We start from the raw sequence: 18,694 nt of genomic DNA, 5'->3' as shown, positions 1-18,694 counted from the left end.
GTCGAAGTAAGCATTTTTGGAGAAGATGATGAAAGTACCATCACAAAAACGAATTTATAGAGACCTTGATTCTGGAATCATTTCAGGTGTGTGTGCAGGAGTTGCACGTTATTTTGATATAGATGCAGTATGGGTTAGAGCGGCAGCTGTAGCAGGCTTGTTCATCGCTACGCCTATTACGCTAGTGGCTTATATTGCAGCCGTTATCTTATTACCGAGATTAGTGTAATGAAAAACTTTCTGATTGCATTGGTCATCGCCATTATTTTGGTGAATTGTTTAGGCAGCTTAGTAGATAGCTGGTTGGGTATGCACTTAATCATGTCAGATGAATTGCTAAGTCCTTGGGAAAACGTAGCAGTATTATCGCTAGTCGGCGTAGTCCTCGCTATCGTTGGATTCGTTGTTGCTGTAAGCGTTATGGGCACAATTCTTTTAGCGCTAGGCGCAGGATTTTTAGCATTATTAGTGGTGGGAGTAAGTGCATTTTGGCCAATTATACTTATCGCGATAGCGCTATATGCTTTGAAAAATCGAAACTCTGCCGCTTATAAGCAGCAAAATGACCGAAATATGCACCATAATGTATAATCATCATAATTTTATTTAAGTTGTGTTAACGTAGTAAAAGATGGTGATATAAAGGCGACCGTCACAAAGGTTTCGCATTTTTCACATAGTATTAAGACTACAAATAGCTGACCTCCGTCGGCTATTTGTTATTTAAAAGGAAGGTTGGTGTTATATGAGACAATCTATTAACTCAAAACGGATAGCGATTGTCGCTGTAGTGATAGTTTTACTTTTCTGGCTAATAGGATGGTATTGGAGCCTATCCCCAGACACGTTTGATGTTAGACAACGTTTAAAGCAAAACTCGCCTGTTGAGAATCCAACTAATATTGCGGGTTACACATTAACAACAACTATGATTGATGTGTCGGAAACCTTACTTGATAAGCCTGGTGGATATCTTTCTAACGATATCACGCCTCCTGGCATCTTTTTAGATAACATGCCTGCATGGGAATTCGGAGCGCTGGAAATGGTGCGAGACCTTGCACTCTCTATGCGTAAAGACTTCAGCCGCTCTCAATCCCAATCTATTGAAAATCCATACCTTACAAAAGCTCACCCTAAGTTTAATATGGATCACAAAAGCTGGGCGTTGCCTTCTTCTGAATCGAGTTACTCTGACGGTATAGAGCTTCTAAAAAAATACCGTGACGAGCTAGCGAATACCCGAAACACCGACAGTCAGTTTTATACTCGCGCAGACAACTTGCGCGAATGGTTGAAACAGGTAGAAAAACGGTTGGGCAGTTATTCACAAAGACTTAGTGCCAGCGTAGGATCGGCTAGATTGAACACTGATCTGGCGGGTGACTCGAATGCAAAGCAGTCTTCTCCTGTAGCCAGCCAGCGTGTAGTTAAAACGAGTTGGTGGAAACTAGACGATAATTTCTATGAGGCACGCGGTGCTACGTGGGCTTTACTTCACTTTCTAAAAGCCGTGGAAATTGAATTTTACGACGTATTGGAAGATAAGAATGCATTGGTTAGTCTTCAGCAAATTATTCGTGAACTGGAAGCGACACAGCAGTCGGTATTCAGTCCAATGATTTTAAATGGTAGTGGATTTGGCATGTTAGCGAACCATTCTTTGGTAATGGCAAACTATATTTCTCGTGCAAACGCTGCTTTAATTGAACTTTCAGAACTTCTTAATCAAGGATAATTAATGAAAAAGGGTCTTATAGCTGCCGCATTGGGATGCGCATTAGTTTCAGTTTCATCTCATGCAGACACTATCGCAGGCGTATATGTTGGAGCCCAAGTATGGCAAACCGACACGCAGGGCGGGTTTGCTGATAGCAACAACACCGCTGACTTTAACTTTGATGATGAGACCAATACGGCGCTATACATTGCCTTTGAGCATCCGGTACCGTTTTTACCTAACGTAAAAGTAAATCACACGACATTAGATAACTCGGGCACCACAACGCTTCAGTCTGAATTCACTTTCGACGGCGAACTGTTTACTGAAAGTACCACGGTTAATACAGATGTAGAGCTTGATGCTACAGATTTCATTTTGTACTACGAGTTATTTGATAACGATTTAGTGAGCTTTGACTTAGGTGTTAATGCAAAGTACATCGACGGCGCACTGTTCGTTGTGGATAGAGCGAGTGACACAAGCGGATCTGCAGAATTCTCTGGTATTGTTCCAATGGCCTACTCAAAGGTTCAGCTAGGTTTACCGTTTACAGGTTTATCAGCATACTTTGAAGGAAGCTATTTGTCGTTCGACGACCATGAGCTTAGTGATTATCAAGCTGCAATTCAGTACTCGTTTATTGAAAGTTTAGCGGTTGATATGACGCTTCAGGTGGGTTACAGAAATGTAACGGTAGATATTGAAGACCTTGATGATGTGTACGCTGACATGGAATTTGATGGTGTATTCGCAGGGCTAGAACTTCACTTCTAAGCCTCAACTACGGATTTTAAAGGGCGGGGCTGCGATTGCAGCCTCGCCCTTTTTATTGCTTCTCGCCCAAATTCAATTGTGTTATTACCTATTCGCACAGTCATTAGCACTTTCAGTAATAAAAAAGTTTCATTTATTCTTTTCTCTTCTTGAAGAAAGCCGTTAGCCTTAGCGCCATTGATAAAAGGCTAAAAGACTATGTCACAAGATTCTAATTCGAACTCAGCGCCAGGCGCGGTATTAAACGAACAGCAGTGGAATGCAATAACGCAAGCCATTGCAGGCTTAAATCGTGATCAACTTACTTGGGTAAGTGGTTATGCTGCGGGCATGGCTGCTGCACAAGGTGGTTCGGTTGCACCAATGATGCAAGGCACTCCTGCAGTAGCGGGTGACGCGCCAACGCTTACTATTTTGTACGGTTCACAAACCGGTAATGCAAAAGGTGTTGCAGCGCAGTGTCAAGCGAAAGCAGAAGAAGCGGGCTTTAATAGCAAGCTGGTTAGCATGGCAGATTACAAGCCACGTAACTTGAAAGCAGAAACTCACGTTGCGGTATTTGTTAGTACCCATGGTGAAGGTGATGCACCAGACGATGCTATTGAGCTACATGAATTCTTGGCTGGCAAAAAAGCCCCAAAGCTTGCTGATACCAAATACGCAGTTTTGGGTTTAGGTGACAGTAGTTACGAGTTTTTCTGCCAAACGGGTAAAGACTTTGATGAACGCTTAGGTAAGCTTGGCGGTAAAGCTATTGTAGAGCGTCTGGACTGCGACGTTGATTATGAAGCGGAAGCCGAAGCATGGCTGAGCAAGCTCATCGACTCGCTAAAAGACGATTTCAGTGCAGCTCCGCAAGCAGCGGTAGCGGCGCAAACTGGCGCGGCAGTGCAGGGTGTAGCAGCGCAAACTTACACCAAGAAAGCGCCGTTTAAAGCGACCTTAATTGACGCACAAAAAATCACAGGTCGTGATTCTGTTAAAGATATACGCCATATCGAAATAAGCCTTGAAGATAGCGGAATTACCTATAAGCCAGGTGATGCGCTTGGTGTATGGTTTAAAAATGCAGCATCTCTAGTGTCAGAGCTTATTAGTATCTTGTCATTAAACGGCAATACAGAAGTGTCTGTGGCTGACGCGACCATGTCACTCACCGAAGCATTAACGTCGAAGCTTGAATTAACTTTAAGTTATCCTAATTTCATTAAGTCATATCAAGAGGCGACAGGCTCTGAATCATTGGCTACATTGATGGAAGATAAAGCGCAGCTGCGTACCTACATGGCCGAACGTCAAATTATTGATATTGTGCGCGACCATCCGGGTAAGTTGTCTGAACAACAGCTTGTCGATGCTTTGCGACCGCTAACGCCTCGCTTGTACTCGATAGCATCAAGCCAAGCCGAAGTGGAAGAAGAAGTACATTTAACCGTAGCTCACGTTGACTATGAAGCGTTTGGACATCGTCATCAAGGCGGCGCATCTGGCTTTTTGTGTGAATATCTAGAAGAAAATGGCGACGTAGAAGTGTTCGTAGAAAGTAACGATAACTTCCGTTTGCCCGCTGATCCAAATACGCCAGTGATCATGGTCGGTCCGGGTACGGGTATTGCACCGTTTAGATCGTTCATGCAAGAGCGTGACGTACAAGGTGCTGAAGGCAAAAACTGGTTGTTCTTTGGCAACCCACATTTCACGCAAGATTTTCTATATCAAGTGGAATGGCAAGGCTACGTTAAAGAAGGCCTGCTAGACAAAATTACGCTGGCATTTTCTCGTGACCAAGAAGAAAAAGTATATGTTCAGCACCGTTTACTAGAAAACGGTAAAGAGGTGTATGAATGGCTAGAGCAGGGCGCACACTTCTATGTGTGTGGCGATGCAATGCACATGGCGAAAGATGTAGAGAACGCCCTAATTAGTATTGTGCAAGAGCACGGCGGTAAATCTGAAGCCGATGCAAAAGCCTATGTTGTAGAGTTACGTAAAGCGAAACGTTATCAGAAGGATGTCTATTAATGAGTAACGAAAAATCACCATTTATCGTTGAGGGCAAACTGGCTGACAACGAGCGTTTAAAGCGTGAAAGTAATAATTTGCGTGGCACCATCACTACCGATCTTAAAGATGATCTTACTGGTGGTTTCACCGCTGATAACTTCCAGCTTATTCGCTTTCACGGTATGTACCAACAAGACGATCGTGATATTCGCGCTGAGCGTGCAAAGCAGAAACTTGAGCCGCTTCACAATGTGATGTTGCGTGCCCGTTTACCTGGTGGTGTTATTACGCCTGACCAATGGTTAGCGATTGATAAGTTTGCAGCCGATCACACCATGTACGGCAGCATTCGTTTAACAACCCGTCAAACTTTCCAGTTTCACGGTGTGTTAAAGCCTAAGATTAAGTCCATGCACCAAATGCTAAACAAGGTAGGCATCGACTCTATTGCTACGGCAGGCGATGTAAACCGAAACGTACTATGTACGTCAAATCCGGTTGAATCTGAGCTTCACCTTCAGGCATTTGAATGGGCGAAGAAGATAAGTGAACACTTACTACCTAAAACCCGCGCGTATGCTGAAATTTGGTTAGACGGTGAAAAAGTTGAAACGACTGAAAAACCTGTAGAGCCTATTTTGGGTGATAACTATTTACCGCGTAAATTTAAAACGACGGTGGTGATTCCTCCGCAAAACGATGTAGATGTTCACGCGAATGATCTTAACTTTGTTGCGATTGCTGAAAATGGACAGCTAGTTGGCTTTAACGTACTTGTCGGTGGTGGTCTTGCAATGACTCACGGCGACAAGAGCACGTACCCGCGTAAAGCCTCTGATTTCGGATTTATTCCGCTTGAAAACACGCTAGACGTTGCCGCAGCGGTTGTAACAACTCAGCGTGATTGGGGGAACCGTGTTAATCGTAAGAACGCGAAAACCAAATATACGTTAGAGCGTGTTGGGGTAGACAACTTTAAGGCTGAAGTTGAAAAACGCGCAGGCGTGACTTTCCAAGACAGCCGTGCGTATGAATTTACGGGCCGTGGCGATCGCTTTGGCTGGGTTGAAGGTATTGACGGTAAATATCACCTGACCGTATTTATTGAGAACGGTCGTATTTTAGATTACCCAGGTAAAACGCTAAAAACAGGCTGTGCCGAAATTGCGAAGATCCACAAAGGTGATTTCCGCTTAACGGCAAACCAGAATTTGATTATTGCCGGTGTAGCGCCGCAAGACAAAGACAAAATTGAAGCATTAGCCCGCGAACATGGCTTAATAGCGCCATCGATTTCTAACCAGCGACTTGACTCAATGGCCTGTGTTGCATTGCCAACCTGTCCGTTAGCCATGGCAGAAGCTGAGCGCTACTTGCCGGATGCCGTTACGGAGCTAGAAGGTTTGCTTGCCAAACACGGATTGGAAGAAGATAGCGTAATCTTCCGTGTAACAGGCTGCCCGAATGGCTGTGGTCGCGCGATGTTGTCTGAGGTTGGCTTAGTAGGTAAGGGCCCAGGCAAATACAATTTGCATTTGGGTGGAAACCGAGAAGGTACACGTATTCCACGTATGTATCGAGAAAACATAAGCGAACAGGAAATCATGGCAGAACTAGATTCACTGTTTGGCCAGTGGGCCAAAGATCGTGAAGCGGGTGAAGCCTTTGGTGATTATGTTGTTCGCGCTGGTGTTGTAAAACCAGTAGTAGACTCCGCACGGGATTTCTATGACGAATAATACAGCGATTAAGCAGCAACCACTAACGCTTGATATCAGTAAGGAAGCCCTTGCTGATATCAATGAAACGTTAGAGAAAATGACAGCGCAGGAGCGAGTAGCTTGGGCGCTGGACAACTTGCCTGATACTCATATTGTGTCTTCAAGCTTTGGAGCACAATCGGCGGTTATGCTGCATATGCTTACCCAAGCACAACCGGATATTCCTGTTGTGCTTACCGACACAGGTTACCTTTTTCCTGAGACGTACAAGTTCATTGATGAACTTGTAGAAAAGCTCAATTTAAATTTGCACGTGTACAGCGCAGAGATGTCTTCTGCGTGGCAGGAAGCGCGCTTTGGCAGACTTTGGGAACAAGGCATCGAAGGTATTGAGAAATACAATAAGATGAACAAAGTTGAGCCAATGCAGCGCGCCTTACGTGACATGAAAGCAGGTACGTGGTTTGCAGGTTTGCGTAGAAGCCAATCAGATACCAGGGGAAAGCTTCCAGTTCTACAAAAAGTAGGGCAGCAGTTTAAACTTTACCCGATCATTGATTGGAGTAACAAAGACTTACATTACTACCTGAAAGATAACGACTTGTCTTATCATCCGCTTTGGGAGCAAGGGTATGTATCCATCGGTGATTGGCATACCACGCAGTCGCTCCAAGAAGGAATGAGTGAGCAAGACACGCGCTTCTTTGGTTTGAAACGCGAGTGTGGATTGCACGAGTTTGGTGACGGTATTTAACTTACGTTAAATACCTCGCCTAACACCGACTTAATGCTGGTTAAATACGCTTCATTAGGCGACTTAGTCACTAATTTATACAGCTCACTGCCAACCGAAGTGAACTTGTAATACACCAAAGCAACCCCCGACGTTTTACTGGTTAATGAAATATTTTCATTTACGCATCGCCAGGTTACTTGCTGACCTTCATTGTATTCGGCACTTTCAATTTCGCTGGTATAAATCAACTTCATCTCTTGCAAAGACAACAAATCAGGGTAACTCAACCCTACGTTGGCTAAGTTAATTTGCTCAGGAACAGGACGTCTCAATAGTGAAAGCAAGCCTTTGCGTTTGTGATACCCCACAAGAATACGCGGAACCGCATCGTTATTTCTTCTACTCGCAACATTGACAGCCTTATTGAATACTTGTGCATCCCTGTGCGTTAACGTCTTTAATAGCTGCAATGTACGAAGGGAAAAACTGCCCGGGCGAGCCACCTCAACGGCAAAAATCTTTCCCCATAATTCCTGCATGGGCGGGCTGTAAATTTCCTCAGCCATGGTACTAAATGCGAAAAACCAGTCGGGATCAAGATTATCGCTAGTTTGTTCGTTGATCGTCACATTTAATGCTATATTTAATACAGCTTGAAGATTGCTCGCTTTTTGGGTTTCTAATATTTGTTTTCTTCTTTCTAGTGCATGCTTTTGCTTTTTAGGATCAGGGGACATCATAGAGGGGCTTATACCCACTCTGGCAAACCAGGAAAGCATGCGTTGGCGACTAGCATCGGTTTTCACTGCGTTGCTGGCCGCTTTTTCAGCCGCAGGCGATTCGGCTGTCACCTTTACAGTCTTCTCTTCCGTTTCCTGTGGTTTTTTTACCTCAGGGGAAAAGTGCTGGGATGTAATCTTCATAAATGCTTAAATGATCGAATGTAAAATGGCATGTAACATGAGAGCACTATTGCATTGCGTAACCCATTTATCAATGTAATCGTTGCCTTAATACAATGAGTAGCGCATTCTTGTTTTGTTTGTATCGAGGAAATGAGCGGTAATGTCGGCAATGGATTACGATAACGACGAATTAATTTTTTTAGATGATGATGGTTCAGTTGAAGAGCAAACCTTATTGGGCAAAGACTGGAACATTCTTATTGTCGATGACGATGAAGAGATTCACACCGTAACGCGTCTCGCGCTATCTGATCTCATCGTAAACGATCGCAAATTAAACTTCATCCACGCTTATTCAGCAAAACAAGCCAAAGAAATGCTGCACGAATATGGCAACAGCATTGCCATAATTTTACTTGATGTCGTTATGGAGACTGATGACGCGGGTTTTGATGTTGTTAAATACATCCGCGAAGACATGAAGTTAGTTGAACCTCGAATTATCTTACGTACGGGCCAGCCCGGCTACGCGCCTGAAGAGCAAGTCATTAAAGTTTACGATATCAATGACTACAAAACCAAAACAGAACTTACTCGCGCCAAATTACTGACTACTATCATTTCCTCACTACGCTCTTATCAGCAAATTGTAACGATTAGTCAAAGCCGTGCTGGTTTAGAGAAAATAATCACCTCTTCAGCGAACTTGTTTGAAGAACATTCGGTGAAAGAGTTTTGCGAAGGTGTAGTTACTCAGATTAGTTCGCTTATTGGTTTAGATTCCGAAGGTTTATTGTGCGCAAGAGCGGGTTCTTTGCTAGACCGAGAGGACGAAGAGGTTTACGTGCTTGGCGCTGCGGGTGAGTATGCGAAATTTATAAACCAGCCTGTGTTCACGCTTAAAAACCTTGAAATTGAAGAAAACATTAGTCGGTGCCTACGTCTTAAAAAGCACATTTTTGAGCCCAGTTGCTCTGTGCTGTATATCAGCCGCGCTGGTTTTGAAGCTGCCGTATTTGTTCGACAAACCCACGAGATTAGTGAGCTAGACAAGCACTTACTTGAGGTTTTTCTATCCAGTATTTCAGTGGGATACGAAAACGTTAATCTTTTCCATGAATTAAGAAATGCGGCGTTCAGAGACTGGTTAACCCGTCTGCCAAACCGCAATGAGTTTATCAATATGCTCGATAAACCTCATTTGTTTGCCGGAGAAAACTATAGCGTAGCTCTTATCGACGTAAATCACTTTTCCGATATAAATGATGGTTTAGGGCAAGAAGTCGGCAACGAATTGTTGCGAGCTATTAGCGATCGCTTTCAATCTTCTTTCGATAGCATAGTGAAAAAAGGCCGCATAGGTGCTGATGTATTTGGTCTTATTGGTCCTGACGATCTGGTATGCCCCAAGTCCATTAACAACATTTTCCAGTCTTCATTTCAGGTAGGTGATCACACCCTTCCGGTGAATATAACACTTGGATTGTGCAAGTTAGACAATAAACGCCACATCGGCATTGAGATTTTAAAGCGCACGAATATTGCGTTAAACCGTGCTAAGAAAAATCTAACAGATAACTTCGAATATTACGCCAAAGATATTGAAGATCAGACGACTTGGCGCCTAGATATGATTCGCCAACTCCGAAGTGACTTTGCAGCAAGAAAGCTGGAGCTGTGGTTTCAGCCGCAAGTGGGCTTACTGAATGAAAAAGTTGTTGGCATGGAAGGCTTACTACGCTGGCCCAATGGTGAAGGGGGATACATTTCTCCCGCCGTGTTTGTACCACTTGCTGAGTATTCAGGTCTTATCGTTGATATCGGTGAATGGGTGCTAGAAGAGTCATGCCGTCGTCTTCAGGAATTGAAAGAAAAAGGCTACGGCCATCTAAGAGTTGCCGTTAACATCTCTATTCCGCAGTTCCGCGACAGGTTATTTGTAGAAAAAGTTAAGCAGGCACTATCTAACGCCAACTGCGACCCAAGCCTGTTAGAGCTAGAAATAACAGAAAGCGTGGTGATGGATGAGCCGCAAATTGTAATAGATGCATTGCGTTCGTTAAAAGAATTTGGGGTGAAAATAGCCATTGATGACTTTGGAACAGGCTTTTCCTCCATGAGTTATCTACAGCAGCTTCCGTTAGATCGATTGAAGGTCGATCGTTCTTTTGTCAAAGACATTAAACCGGGTGCAAGCGCAGTGCTTGCTGAGACAATTGTGACTTTGGGGAACAAGCTAGGCTTATTGACTATTGCCGAAGGCGTAGAAAAAAGAGAGCAGGCGAGTTACATGATAAAGCTTGGATGTGACGAAGCACAGGGCTACTTGTACGCGAAGCCTATGCCGTTCGATGCGCTTTTAGCGTTTCTTGAAGAGCACGACTAAACTTTTAATACAGATTTGACAGTGTCTCGCAACTTGGGAAGGATATCTAATTCAAACCAAGAGTTTTTAGCGAGCCACCTGTTGTTTCTTCCTGACGGGTGGGGCAGTACGAAATGTGTTTCAGTCGGACTGCGTACAGCTTCAGTTAACGTTTTGTGTTGCGGTAAATAATACTGTTGCGAGTAACGTCCCACGTAAAGCGTTACTTCAGGTTTTAAATAAAGAAGAAAGTCATTATGCCAAGCGGGAGCACATTCTTTTCTTGGCGGGGCATCGGCTCCATTTTTATAACCTGGAAAGCAGAAGCCCATTGGTAGCACCGAAATTAAGCTAGGGTTATAAAAGGTCTCCCTCGAGACAGACAACCAATCGCGTAACCGATCTCCGCTGGGATCATCAAACGCAATGTTGCGTTCATGAGCTTTCAACCCCGGTGCTTGCCCAATAATAAGCACTTTAGTTGATGGTGCAGTGCTAAATATGGGGTTGGGTTGATGCGGTAGGTGAGGGGCACACAGTCTACAATTTCTCGCTTTAACCACCAGTGCATCGTGGCCTTTCACATTTTTCTCCAAATATTTCTCTTTGTCATACTTTTGTCACAAAACTATGATCTCAGTTTGACTATCTTATGTATATACAGTATGTTTAATAGTGACAGTAGTAGACTGTAACACAGGAGAAGAAACATGCGTAAAGTAGTACTAACCCTAGCTCTATCAGCGGCCTTTGGTATTGCGCATGCGGAATCTGGTGATAACCAGCTTTTCGATTGCATGGATGCGAAAACATTCGAAATGAATAACCAATGTATGTCTGACAAAATCGGCAATAACATTCGTTTCCGTGATGCACAAGCAAAGTTGATCGACATTGCAAGCGATAGTCAGGGTGACTACGCCATTGCAACAATGACGTTCGATCAAGAAAATATGCACATCGACATCGTAGCACATAAAGATTCGCTTAACGCGCTTGCTGCGAACCGTAACTAATTTCTTAGTTAACGCATATTAAGCCGGCGACAATCTCGCCGGCTTTTTTGTGTCCGTTAGAAAATTCTATTAAGTCCATTAATAGCAGCAACTCGATAAGCTTCTGCCATGGTTGGATAGTTAAACGTAGTGTTAACGAAGTAATCTATGGTATTGCCTTCGCCCTTTTGCTGCATGATCGCTTGGCCGATGTGAACAATCTCGGAGGCACGTTCACCGAAACAATGAATGCCCAAGATTTCTTTAGTTTCGCGATGAAACAAGATTTTCAGACTTCCTGTCTGCGTTGACGCGATTTGGGCTCTGGCCAAATGTTTGAACTGAGCTCTTCCCACTTCATAAGGCACTTTTGCTGCAGTAAGCTCTTGCTCTGTTTTACCAACAGAACTTATTTCCGGGATGGTGTATATGCCTGACGGAATATCTTCTACCAATGCCGAATGTGTTTTTATGCCAAGCATAGCTTCAGCGGCAAAGCGACCTTGGTTATAAGCCGCAGATGCTAAACTTGGATAGCCAATGACATCGCCGACTGCAAATACATTGTCTACGTCAGTTTGATAATTTTCATTAACCTTGAGTTGGCCTCTGCCATCGGCTTTTAAACCAATATTCTCGAGTTTAAGTGTATCTGTATTACCCGTTCTTCCGTTAGCAAACAAGAGACAATCTGCGCGCATACGCTTGCCCGACTCTAAGTTTAAAATAACCGAGTCATCGGTAGCTTCAACCGAAGAATAGGCCTCATTGTGCCGGATGAGTACGCCATTGTTCCACAGGTGATAACTGAGTGCGTCTGATATCTCGTCATCAAGAAATGACAGTAAGCGATCGCGCATGTTAACGAGGTCAACTTTTACGCCTAGTCCTCTGAAAATACTGGCATATTCAGAGCCAATGACCCCAGCGCCATAGATAATTATTGATTTGGGATCGTGATCTAAAGATAGGATAGTGTCTGAGTTATAAATACGCGGGTGATTAAAGTCGATGTCTTTAGGACAATAAGGACGCGACCCTGTGGCAATAGCAATTTGGCCTGCAGTGACAGTATCTTTAGAGCCATCTTTACGGGTTATCTCTAACGTATGCGCATCTACGAAACTGGCTTCGCCGTGAAATAGCGTCACACGATTTCTGTCGTAGAAAGAAGAGCGAAGTCGAGTTTGGCTTTTTACCACACCGCTAGCATGGCGCATGATGTCAGAAAACGTAAGACTCTTACTTAAGTGGTTGTCGGCAAACAAGGGAGAAGAGTTATATTCAATAAGACGACTTACTGAGTGACGAAGCGCTTTCGATGGAATGGTTCCCCAATGGGTACAACCCCCTCCCACTGCCTCGTAGCGCTCAACAACCGCCACTTTTTTTCCGGCTTTGGCAAGCTGCATTGCAACGCCTTCTCCACCAGGACCTGTGCCAATAACGATAGCGTCGTAATGATACGACGGGGCTTTGGTTTTTTGCTTCGTTGCCATCTTACTTTCCCATGTTGTTACTTTTGTAATGCGATGTCACCACTAGGTTAGCCGTAATACAAAATGAATGATTCTGGTTTTAGTATAACGACCTTATCCAACTATAGAATAAAAAAAAACCACATAAGCAGACACTTATGTGGTTTTTAGCGTTCAAACGTATAAAAGAGGGCGTTAATTTACGCCATTTGCAATGACAAACTATGTAACTGTGTCCATTTCTCTTTCTGTACAGCAAATGCGTGTTTCAGCTCTTTGTACTTGTATGCAAGCTCAAGCCCTTCGATACTGCGCTTTAGGGTGCGTTGTTTAACGCGCATAACACGTTTTTTCGTGGCGTAGTATTCACTCATGCGCTGCATTAACAAGTCGTATTCTTCTTGAATGGTATGCATCATTTCTTCAGCATTAGGCAGTAGCGATACTTTTTCACTTGCTCTTTGCAGCTGCATTGCTGCTAACGCTTTCTCGATGCGCTCTTCTGGCACTTTGCGAAGGTTGGATGTCAGTCCTACCAGTGATAATCCCTTAATAAGCCATTTTGTAGGATCAAACTGATACCAGCGAATGCCATTACGATAGTCGTACTCAAAGATGTGATGGTAATTGTGATAACCTTCACCAAAGGTAAAAAACGCAAGAATACCGTTATCTCGTGCTGTGTTCTTATCGGTGTAAGGCTGGCTACCCCAAAAATGAGCAAGAGAATTGATAAAGAAGGTTACGTGATGCACTAGCACCAGGCGAAGTACACCGGCTACCAAGATCATGCCTAATACGTCACCATTTAAATAGCCCAGAAGACCTGTGATACCAAAGTTAGCCGCCAGCACGATGGGCAAATAGTAGTTATGCTGCCACATCACCACTTTATCTTTTTGAAGATCTTTACAGTTACTGTAGTCATCGTAACGTTTGGCCTGATACTCACGCAACATCCAGCCGATATGCGCAAACCAAAGCCCTTTCTTGGCAGAGTAGGGGTCTTTGTCGTTATCATCAACATGACGATGATGAACGCGATGATCTGACGACCAGTGCAAAATACTATTTTGCAGCGCCATAGCGCCACCAATCGCAAGGATCACACGAACAACCACATTGGCGTCGTAAGTTTTATGCGACCATAAGCGGTGGTAGCCGGCAGTTATAGACATACCGGTAAAGTAAAATAGGAATATAGCCGCACCGATTTCTGCCCAATCGATGCCTTGATACGCCACCCATAGCGGCACACCAATAAACGCAATTGCGCCAGATATAATAAATACCAGCACATTAGTAAGGATAAGAGGAGGTTTTTTCATTTTATACAACTTGGCTTACAACTGTTCGCTAATTTATCGTTTTACGAGGCTTCAGGCAAGCAAAACCCAGATTAGTTCTGCTTACATGTGTAAAGTTTAATTATAGTAAAGCTACGCTGAAGCGCTCGTTAATTGTGGCTTTTTCCGCTTAATGCTTGTTTATAAAAGAGATGATTCTGTTTCTCTTTCCCCACTGGTGTGTGTTGCGATAAACTACACATGCTAGTCTTTGATGTACGAAGTTTGATTGCGTTAATGGCTATACAGATGACGTAAGGGCTTCAACCCTAAGCGCTAAAAATCATCAAGCCGTTTAGAGCTAATCAACCTATGGTGCGAATGTGAGTCGACAAGAACAGAAATTAAAAACCCGCCAAAATATCATTCATGCTGCGTTTTCTTTGCTCGATGAAAACCGCAGCTTATCTGCAATCAGCTTGCGTGAAGTTGCCCGAGAGGCAGGTATAGCACCTACGTCTTTTTATCGACACTTCAAAGATATGGACGAATTAGGTTTAACGCTGGTGGATGAAGCCGGTTTAGCATTGCGGCAGCTTATGCGTCAGGCAAGGCGGCGTATAGCCTCTGGAGGTGGCGTAATACATACTTCTGTTGAAACCTTCATGGAATTTATTGCGGCAAATACAAACGTATTTCGTTTATTATTACGCGAGCATACTGGTACGTCGTCGGCTTATCGGTTGGCAGTATTTAGAGAGATTCAACACTTCATCGACGAGTTGACCGACTACATTATTGAACAGCAGGGCGTAGAATACTCATGCGCGCAGCTTCAAGCTGATGCTATGGTTAGGCTCGTATTCAGTGCAGGTGCTGAAGCACTAGAAGCTGATGATAAGCTTCGCCGCGAAATTGGTGAGAGAGTGAAAGCACAGCTTCGCTTCGTTCAAGTAGGTGCAACGCAAAAAAGCGTATAATTGAATTAGTGGCGATTGGCCTTTTAAGTCCACATCGTTTGCTCTAATCAAAGCCACCTTATTCTAATATGTCTTCATAGGCCTTTGTGACTCCAAAGGCCTTGTCAATTTTTACCAAAACTAGCTTTTGCGTGTAAGTAAAACGCCAGCCTCAATGTGATGAGTAAACGGGAATTGATCGAATAATGCCGATTGAGCAACGTCGTGAGTTTCACTTAAAAGCTCAAGATTTTGCGCCAACGTTTCAGGGTTACACGAGATATACACGATATTATCGTAATCCTGAATCATTCTAAGCGAGTCTTCATCCAACCCAGCTCTTGGTGGATCGACCAATACAGTTGTGAAATTATATGTACTTAGATCAATGCCTTCTAAGCGACTAAACGTACGTTCACCTTTCATAGCCTGAGTGAATTCTTCAGCGGCGAGTCTTACGATCTTCACATTATTAAGCTGATTTTGTTCAATATTAAACTGCGCAGCTTGTACAGAGGGCTTGGCTATTTCGGTCCCCACAACATTATCGAAGTGAAGCGCTAGCGGCAGTGAGAAGTTACCTGCACCGCAATACATCTCCAGTAAATCGCCAGAGAGCGGCTTTACGCAATCTAGTGCCCATTCAATCATGCTACAGTTCACTTCGGCATTGGGCTGAGTGAAGCTATTTTCGATATGCTTAAATATGAATTCTTTGCCATTAACGGGTAAGCGCTCAATAACAAAATCGTTGTCGATAATAAGCTTTTGTTTTCTCGCACGGCCGATGATGTTTACTTTCGGAAAGTGAGCCTCGAGTTTCGCCTTTAATTCTTTTGCAGCCTCTTGCCACTTCTCATCTAGTTGACGATGGTATAAAAGGCTGATGACAAGCTCGCCAGATAGTGCAGAAAGATAATCGATTTGAAAAAGCTTCTTTCTTAGCACTTCATTTGGTCTTACTTCTTCAAGCAACAGCGCCATAGCATCGTTTATTGCTTTACAAGCAGGAGGAAAGCTATCTACGCGGTACTTTTCTTTTGTTTCCTGGTTGAACATGATGTGAAACAAATCATCGCCTTCATGCCATACTCTAAATTCGGCGCGCATACGGTAGTGCGTTGGTTGCGATGGAAATACGGTTAAGTCAGGCGCATTGAACGGAGAAAGTAACGCAGTAAGACGTTCTACTTTTTCGTCCAACTGAGCTTGATAGCGTTGTTGTTCGGTCGCGGTCATAAAATTCTCCATTCAATATTGAGGTCGCGAATTGTAGTCCCTTATAAAATAACTGCAACAAGCTCTATCTACTTCTGCATTATTATTAGGAACGAACTAGTAAAAAAGCTGTATTAAAATTAAACAATACTGATTCTTTGCCGATAATAAGATTGAGGATAGTGAGGATCAAATTATGAACGTGGGTCAAATTAAGGCTTTTATGGGCGACCAGAAGGTCGATCAAAAAGCAGATCAAAAGGCATCAGTTCACCCGAACGAAATGTTGAAAAAGCAGTTACAACAAGACGGATTGCAGCAAGCGGCTGAGTTTTCTAAACAACAAGCGGCATCAGTATCTGTTTCCAGTAGCCAAACTAGCATCGGCTTACGTGTGGTGAGTAGCAGCCTTAACCAAGCGTTGGTCATAGATGGCCAAAAGCCACAAGAAGCCAAAGAGAAAACCATTGAAGATAAGTCGAACAGTTTGTTCGACTTTGAAAAAGTTGCCAGAAACGTACTTAAGTTCGTAGGTGGCGTCATTAGAGGTGCGGCAAACGGTGGTGCCAGCGAAGAAAAGCTTAATGACTTATTTAGCCAAGCGAGAGAAGGCGTAAGCCGTGGATTCGCTATGGCTGAAAAAGACCTCGCTGGTTTTATGAATGAAGAGATTGAGCAAGGGATGACAAAAAGCCGCGATCTCATCGATACAGGAATAAACGATCTGGAAACTGACATATTTGGTCGACAGCAGCCGAACGCTGTAACGCTTTCGTCCTTAAACGCGGTAGCTGCATCGGATGAGAAAAGCGGAAGCTTGCTGATTCGAACTAAAGATGGCGACGAAGTGAGTTTTAGTTTTGAGAGTCTTCGCTCGTTCCAAGCGTCTCAACAACTTAATTTCCAAGCACAGGCATCTCAGGAGCAATCAGGCGGTAGTGACGAGCAAGGCGATAACAATTTTTCAGCGTCATACCAACAACAAACTTCGTACCAATACTATGAGCGAAGCGGTATTAGCTTTTCATTGAAAGGCGAGCTTGATGAAGATGAGTTAGAGTCGATAGCTGATTTGGTTGGTCAAGTTCAGGATCTCGCCGACACCTTTTACAGTGGTGACATCGACAAAGCATTTGAAGAAGCGTTAAGTTTAGGCTTTGACGATAAAGAGTTAGTTGGCTACGCGTTACAGTTAAATAGAACAACACAGACCGAAGTGCTAAAGACGTATGAGAACATCCAACATTACAATGAAGACAAAAGCGATAATTCGAAGTTTGGGAATGTGGTTAGCCCTATAGCGCAATATCTAGAAAAGATGATGGATACTTTTGCTAATGCCGAAAGTACGTTAGGAAGTAACGAAGACTATAATACCTTAATAGGTGGGTTGATTAATGAGATGAAAGACGTGCAAGTGCCAGATCTTGTATCTGCTATAAATAGGTTTCATGCTTTCAATCAAACGTTACTTAATGGACTTCCTCAATCTGCTGAGACAAGTGAATAACTATTTATTTACTAATATAAAAGCCCGGTAGCGAAAGCTAGCCGGGCTTTTTTTATAGCCTTTAAACCGTACGTAGAATTACGCGTGTTCGACTTTGTCCTTTGCAGGGCGAACTTTTAGCGTTCGTTCCTGGAAGATTGAGTCGTTGGTTTTATCGATAACACTGTTTAGGTCGTCTGTTACAACCTCGATAAAACCGTATCCTTTTCTTTTTCCAGTTTTACGATCCTTCATTAAGCGAACCGACTGTACTTCAATAAAGCTACTGAAGTATTCCTTTACAGCGTTCTCGTTTGCTCTATAAGGCAAATTACCCACATATAAAGTTTCTACTGATCCGTCATTAGAATGTGCTCTGGCATCTGAGGAAGATGGACTTTGAATAAGAGACGCTAGCCAAGGAGTAACGATACCGCTGATCAGCAGAGCTGCTGAGACGGTCAGTGGAACATGGACGTTTAAACTAGCAGAAGAAAATAACAAGTAACCTGCAATTGCAAAAATAGCGCTAATAACAGCGCATCGAATAAAGCCTACTTTCATATACCTACCTTTCTATTGTTTATTATGGTGTTGGAGGCTGTATATAGTTTACTCATTTGTAACAAATTGAACAATAAAATGTGAAAAAACTAGTCTAAAGATGGATTGAGTCGCTAGAAATGATGCAGAAATGAGCGGTTAACACCAAAAGTGGCTTAAAAAGCAAAAAAATCCAATTTAAGTGTTGATCTTTCACAAGAGGTATCTATAATGCGCTCCACGTTCTGAGGGGGCTTCGAGAAAAACAAAGCCAACTCAGCAACAAGTGCGAAACCAAGTTTTCAAACAAATAAAAAGTTTAAAAACATGGTTGACATCGAAAACAAACGATGTAAAATGCGCACCTCACTCGAGCAGGGTGAGTCACTAAGAAGTAACGGCTTCTAGTGAATGTTCTTTAAAAATTTAGACAAGACAATCTGTGTGGGCACTCGTTAAGAGTGTCACAACGACGATTCATATTTCGATATATTTAAT

Annotated in this window: 17 protein-coding genes; 11 read left to right on the top strand and 6 right to left on the bottom strand. The window is 43.3% G+C overall.

All coding sequences use genetic code 11. The features are described 5' to 3' along the window. The first annotated feature begins 28 nt into the window (after window positions 1-28). The 7 genes from MHN09_RS17765 to MHN09_RS17735 all read left to right on the top strand — a co-directional run bounded on the left by MHN09_RS17765 (window position 29) and on the right by MHN09_RS17735 (window position 6,976). Complete coding sequence (locus MHN09_RS17765) at window positions 29-229, top strand: PspC domain-containing protein (protein ID WP_014950723.1); 201 nt, start codon at window positions 29-31, stop codon at window positions 227-229. Beyond that, entirely contained in the window at window positions 229-591 is a 363-nt protein-coding gene (locus MHN09_RS17760) for a hypothetical protein (RefSeq protein ID WP_014977415.1), read from the top strand. Before MHN09_RS17765 ends, MHN09_RS17760 begins: the two co-directional genes overlap by 1 nt. A gap of 154 nt (window positions 592-745) precedes the next feature. Beyond that, entirely contained in the window at window positions 746-1,738 is a 993-nt protein-coding gene (locus MHN09_RS17755; RefSeq protein ID WP_014950721.1) for a DUF2333 family protein, read from the top strand. A gap of 3 nt (window positions 1,739-1,741) precedes the next feature. Next, the gene (locus MHN09_RS17750) at window positions 1,742-2,497 is read left to right on the top strand and encodes a TIGR04219 family outer membrane beta-barrel protein (protein ID WP_014950720.1); all 756 of its coding nucleotides are present in this window, start codon (window positions 1,742-1,744) and stop codon (window positions 2,495-2,497) included. A 198-nt stretch (window positions 2,498-2,695) separates the two neighbouring features. Next, complete coding sequence (locus MHN09_RS17745) at window positions 2,696-4,519, top strand: assimilatory sulfite reductase (NADPH) flavoprotein subunit (protein ID WP_014950719.1); 1,824 nt, start codon at window positions 2,696-2,698, stop codon at window positions 4,517-4,519. Next, window positions 4,519-6,240: an assimilatory sulfite reductase (NADPH) hemoprotein subunit gene (cysI, locus tag MHN09_RS17740; protein ID WP_039227383.1), complete on the top strand. Its 1,722-nt coding sequence runs from the start codon at window positions 4,519-4,521 to the stop codon at window positions 6,238-6,240. Before MHN09_RS17745 ends, cysI begins: the two co-directional genes overlap by 1 nt. Further along, a complete protein-coding gene (locus MHN09_RS17735) occupies window positions 6,230-6,976 on the top strand; it encodes a phosphoadenylyl-sulfate reductase (protein ID WP_049588677.1) in 747 nt (248 codons plus the stop codon). The genes cysI and MHN09_RS17735 overlap by 11 nt, the downstream gene beginning before the upstream one ends. On the opposite strand, the gene MHN09_RS17730 is transcribed toward MHN09_RS17735, so the two are convergent. Continuing rightward, a complete protein-coding gene (locus MHN09_RS17730) occupies window positions 6,973-7,809 on the bottom strand; it encodes a TIGR03899 family protein (RefSeq protein WP_014977411.1) in 837 nt (278 codons plus the stop codon). The two genes, MHN09_RS17735 and MHN09_RS17730, sit on opposite strands and share 4 nt — an antisense overlap. A gap of 214 nt (window positions 7,810-8,023) precedes the next feature. On the opposite strand from MHN09_RS17730, the gene MHN09_RS17725 reads away from it, so the two are divergent. Beyond that, the gene (locus MHN09_RS17725) at window positions 8,024-10,249 is read left to right on the top strand and encodes an EAL domain-containing protein (RefSeq protein ID WP_168534063.1); all 2,226 of its coding nucleotides are present in this window, start codon (window positions 8,024-8,026) and stop codon (window positions 10,247-10,249) included. Here the strand turns inward: MHN09_RS17725 and MHN09_RS17720 are convergent. Next, window positions 10,246-10,824 carry a uracil-DNA glycosylase family protein gene (locus MHN09_RS17720; RefSeq protein ID WP_239241627.1) on the bottom strand — a complete coding sequence of 193 codons (579 nt, stop codon included), beginning with the start codon at window positions 10,822-10,824 and terminating at the stop codon, window positions 10,246-10,248. The genes MHN09_RS17725 and MHN09_RS17720 overlap by 4 nt on opposite strands. Before the next feature lie 114 nt (window positions 10,825-10,938). Here MHN09_RS17720 and MHN09_RS17715 point away from each other — a divergent pair, with 114 nt between their 5' ends. After that, the gene (locus tag MHN09_RS17715; protein WP_014950713.1) at window positions 10,939-11,244 is read left to right on the top strand and encodes a hypothetical protein; all 306 of its coding nucleotides are present in this window, start codon (window positions 10,939-10,941) and stop codon (window positions 11,242-11,244) included. Window positions 11,245-11,300: 56 nt separating this feature from the next. On the opposite strand, the gene sthA is transcribed toward MHN09_RS17715, so the two are convergent. Both sthA and MHN09_RS17705 read right to left on the bottom strand, forming a co-directional pair. Then, window positions 11,301-12,722, bottom strand: coding sequence for a Si-specific NAD(P)(+) transhydrogenase (gene sthA / locus MHN09_RS17710; RefSeq protein ID WP_014950712.1), 1,422 nt, complete (start codon window positions 12,720-12,722; stop codon window positions 11,301-11,303). 179 nt (window positions 12,723-12,901) lie between these two features. Beyond that, on the bottom strand, window positions 12,902-14,029 hold the full coding sequence (locus tag MHN09_RS17705; RefSeq protein ID WP_014950711.1) for a fatty acid desaturase: 1,128 nt from the start codon (window positions 14,027-14,029) through the stop codon (window positions 12,902-12,904). 341 nt (window positions 14,030-14,370) lie between these two features. On the opposite strand from MHN09_RS17705, the gene fabR reads away from it, so the two are divergent. Next, on the top strand, window positions 14,371-14,967 hold the full coding sequence (gene fabR, locus MHN09_RS17700) for an HTH-type transcriptional repressor FabR (RefSeq protein ID WP_076011080.1): 597 nt from the start codon (window positions 14,371-14,373) through the stop codon (window positions 14,965-14,967). Between the two features lie 120 nt (window positions 14,968-15,087). Here fabR and trmA read toward each other — a convergent pair whose 3' ends face one another. Continuing rightward, window positions 15,088-16,185: a tRNA (uridine(54)-C5)-methyltransferase TrmA gene (gene trmA, locus MHN09_RS17695; protein ID WP_081099447.1), complete on the bottom strand. Its 1,098-nt coding sequence runs from the start codon at window positions 16,183-16,185 to the stop codon at window positions 15,088-15,090. Between the two features lie 175 nt (window positions 16,186-16,360). Here trmA and MHN09_RS17690 point away from each other — a divergent pair, with 175 nt between their 5' ends. Next, window positions 16,361-17,674 carry a DUF5610 domain-containing protein gene (locus MHN09_RS17690; protein ID WP_239241626.1) on the top strand — a complete coding sequence of 438 codons (1,314 nt, stop codon included), beginning with the start codon at window positions 16,361-16,363 and terminating at the stop codon, window positions 17,672-17,674. A gap of 78 nt (window positions 17,675-17,752) precedes the next feature. Here the strand turns inward: MHN09_RS17690 and MHN09_RS17685 are convergent, their stop codons facing one another. Next, the gene (locus MHN09_RS17685) at window positions 17,753-18,217 is read right to left on the bottom strand and encodes an RNA-binding protein (RefSeq protein ID WP_239241625.1); all 465 of its coding nucleotides are present in this window, start codon (window positions 18,215-18,217) and stop codon (window positions 17,753-17,755) included. Window positions 18,218-18,694: the final 477 nt, after the last annotated feature.

Origin of the sequence: Alteromonas sp. MmMcT2-5 (assembly GCF_022348315.1) — a bacterium.
In the GTDB taxonomy this organism is placed as follows: domain Bacteria; phylum Pseudomonadota; class Gammaproteobacteria; order Enterobacterales; family Alteromonadaceae; genus Alteromonas; species Alteromonas macleodii.
This window is presented reverse-complemented; position numbering and strand designations above follow the sequence as displayed.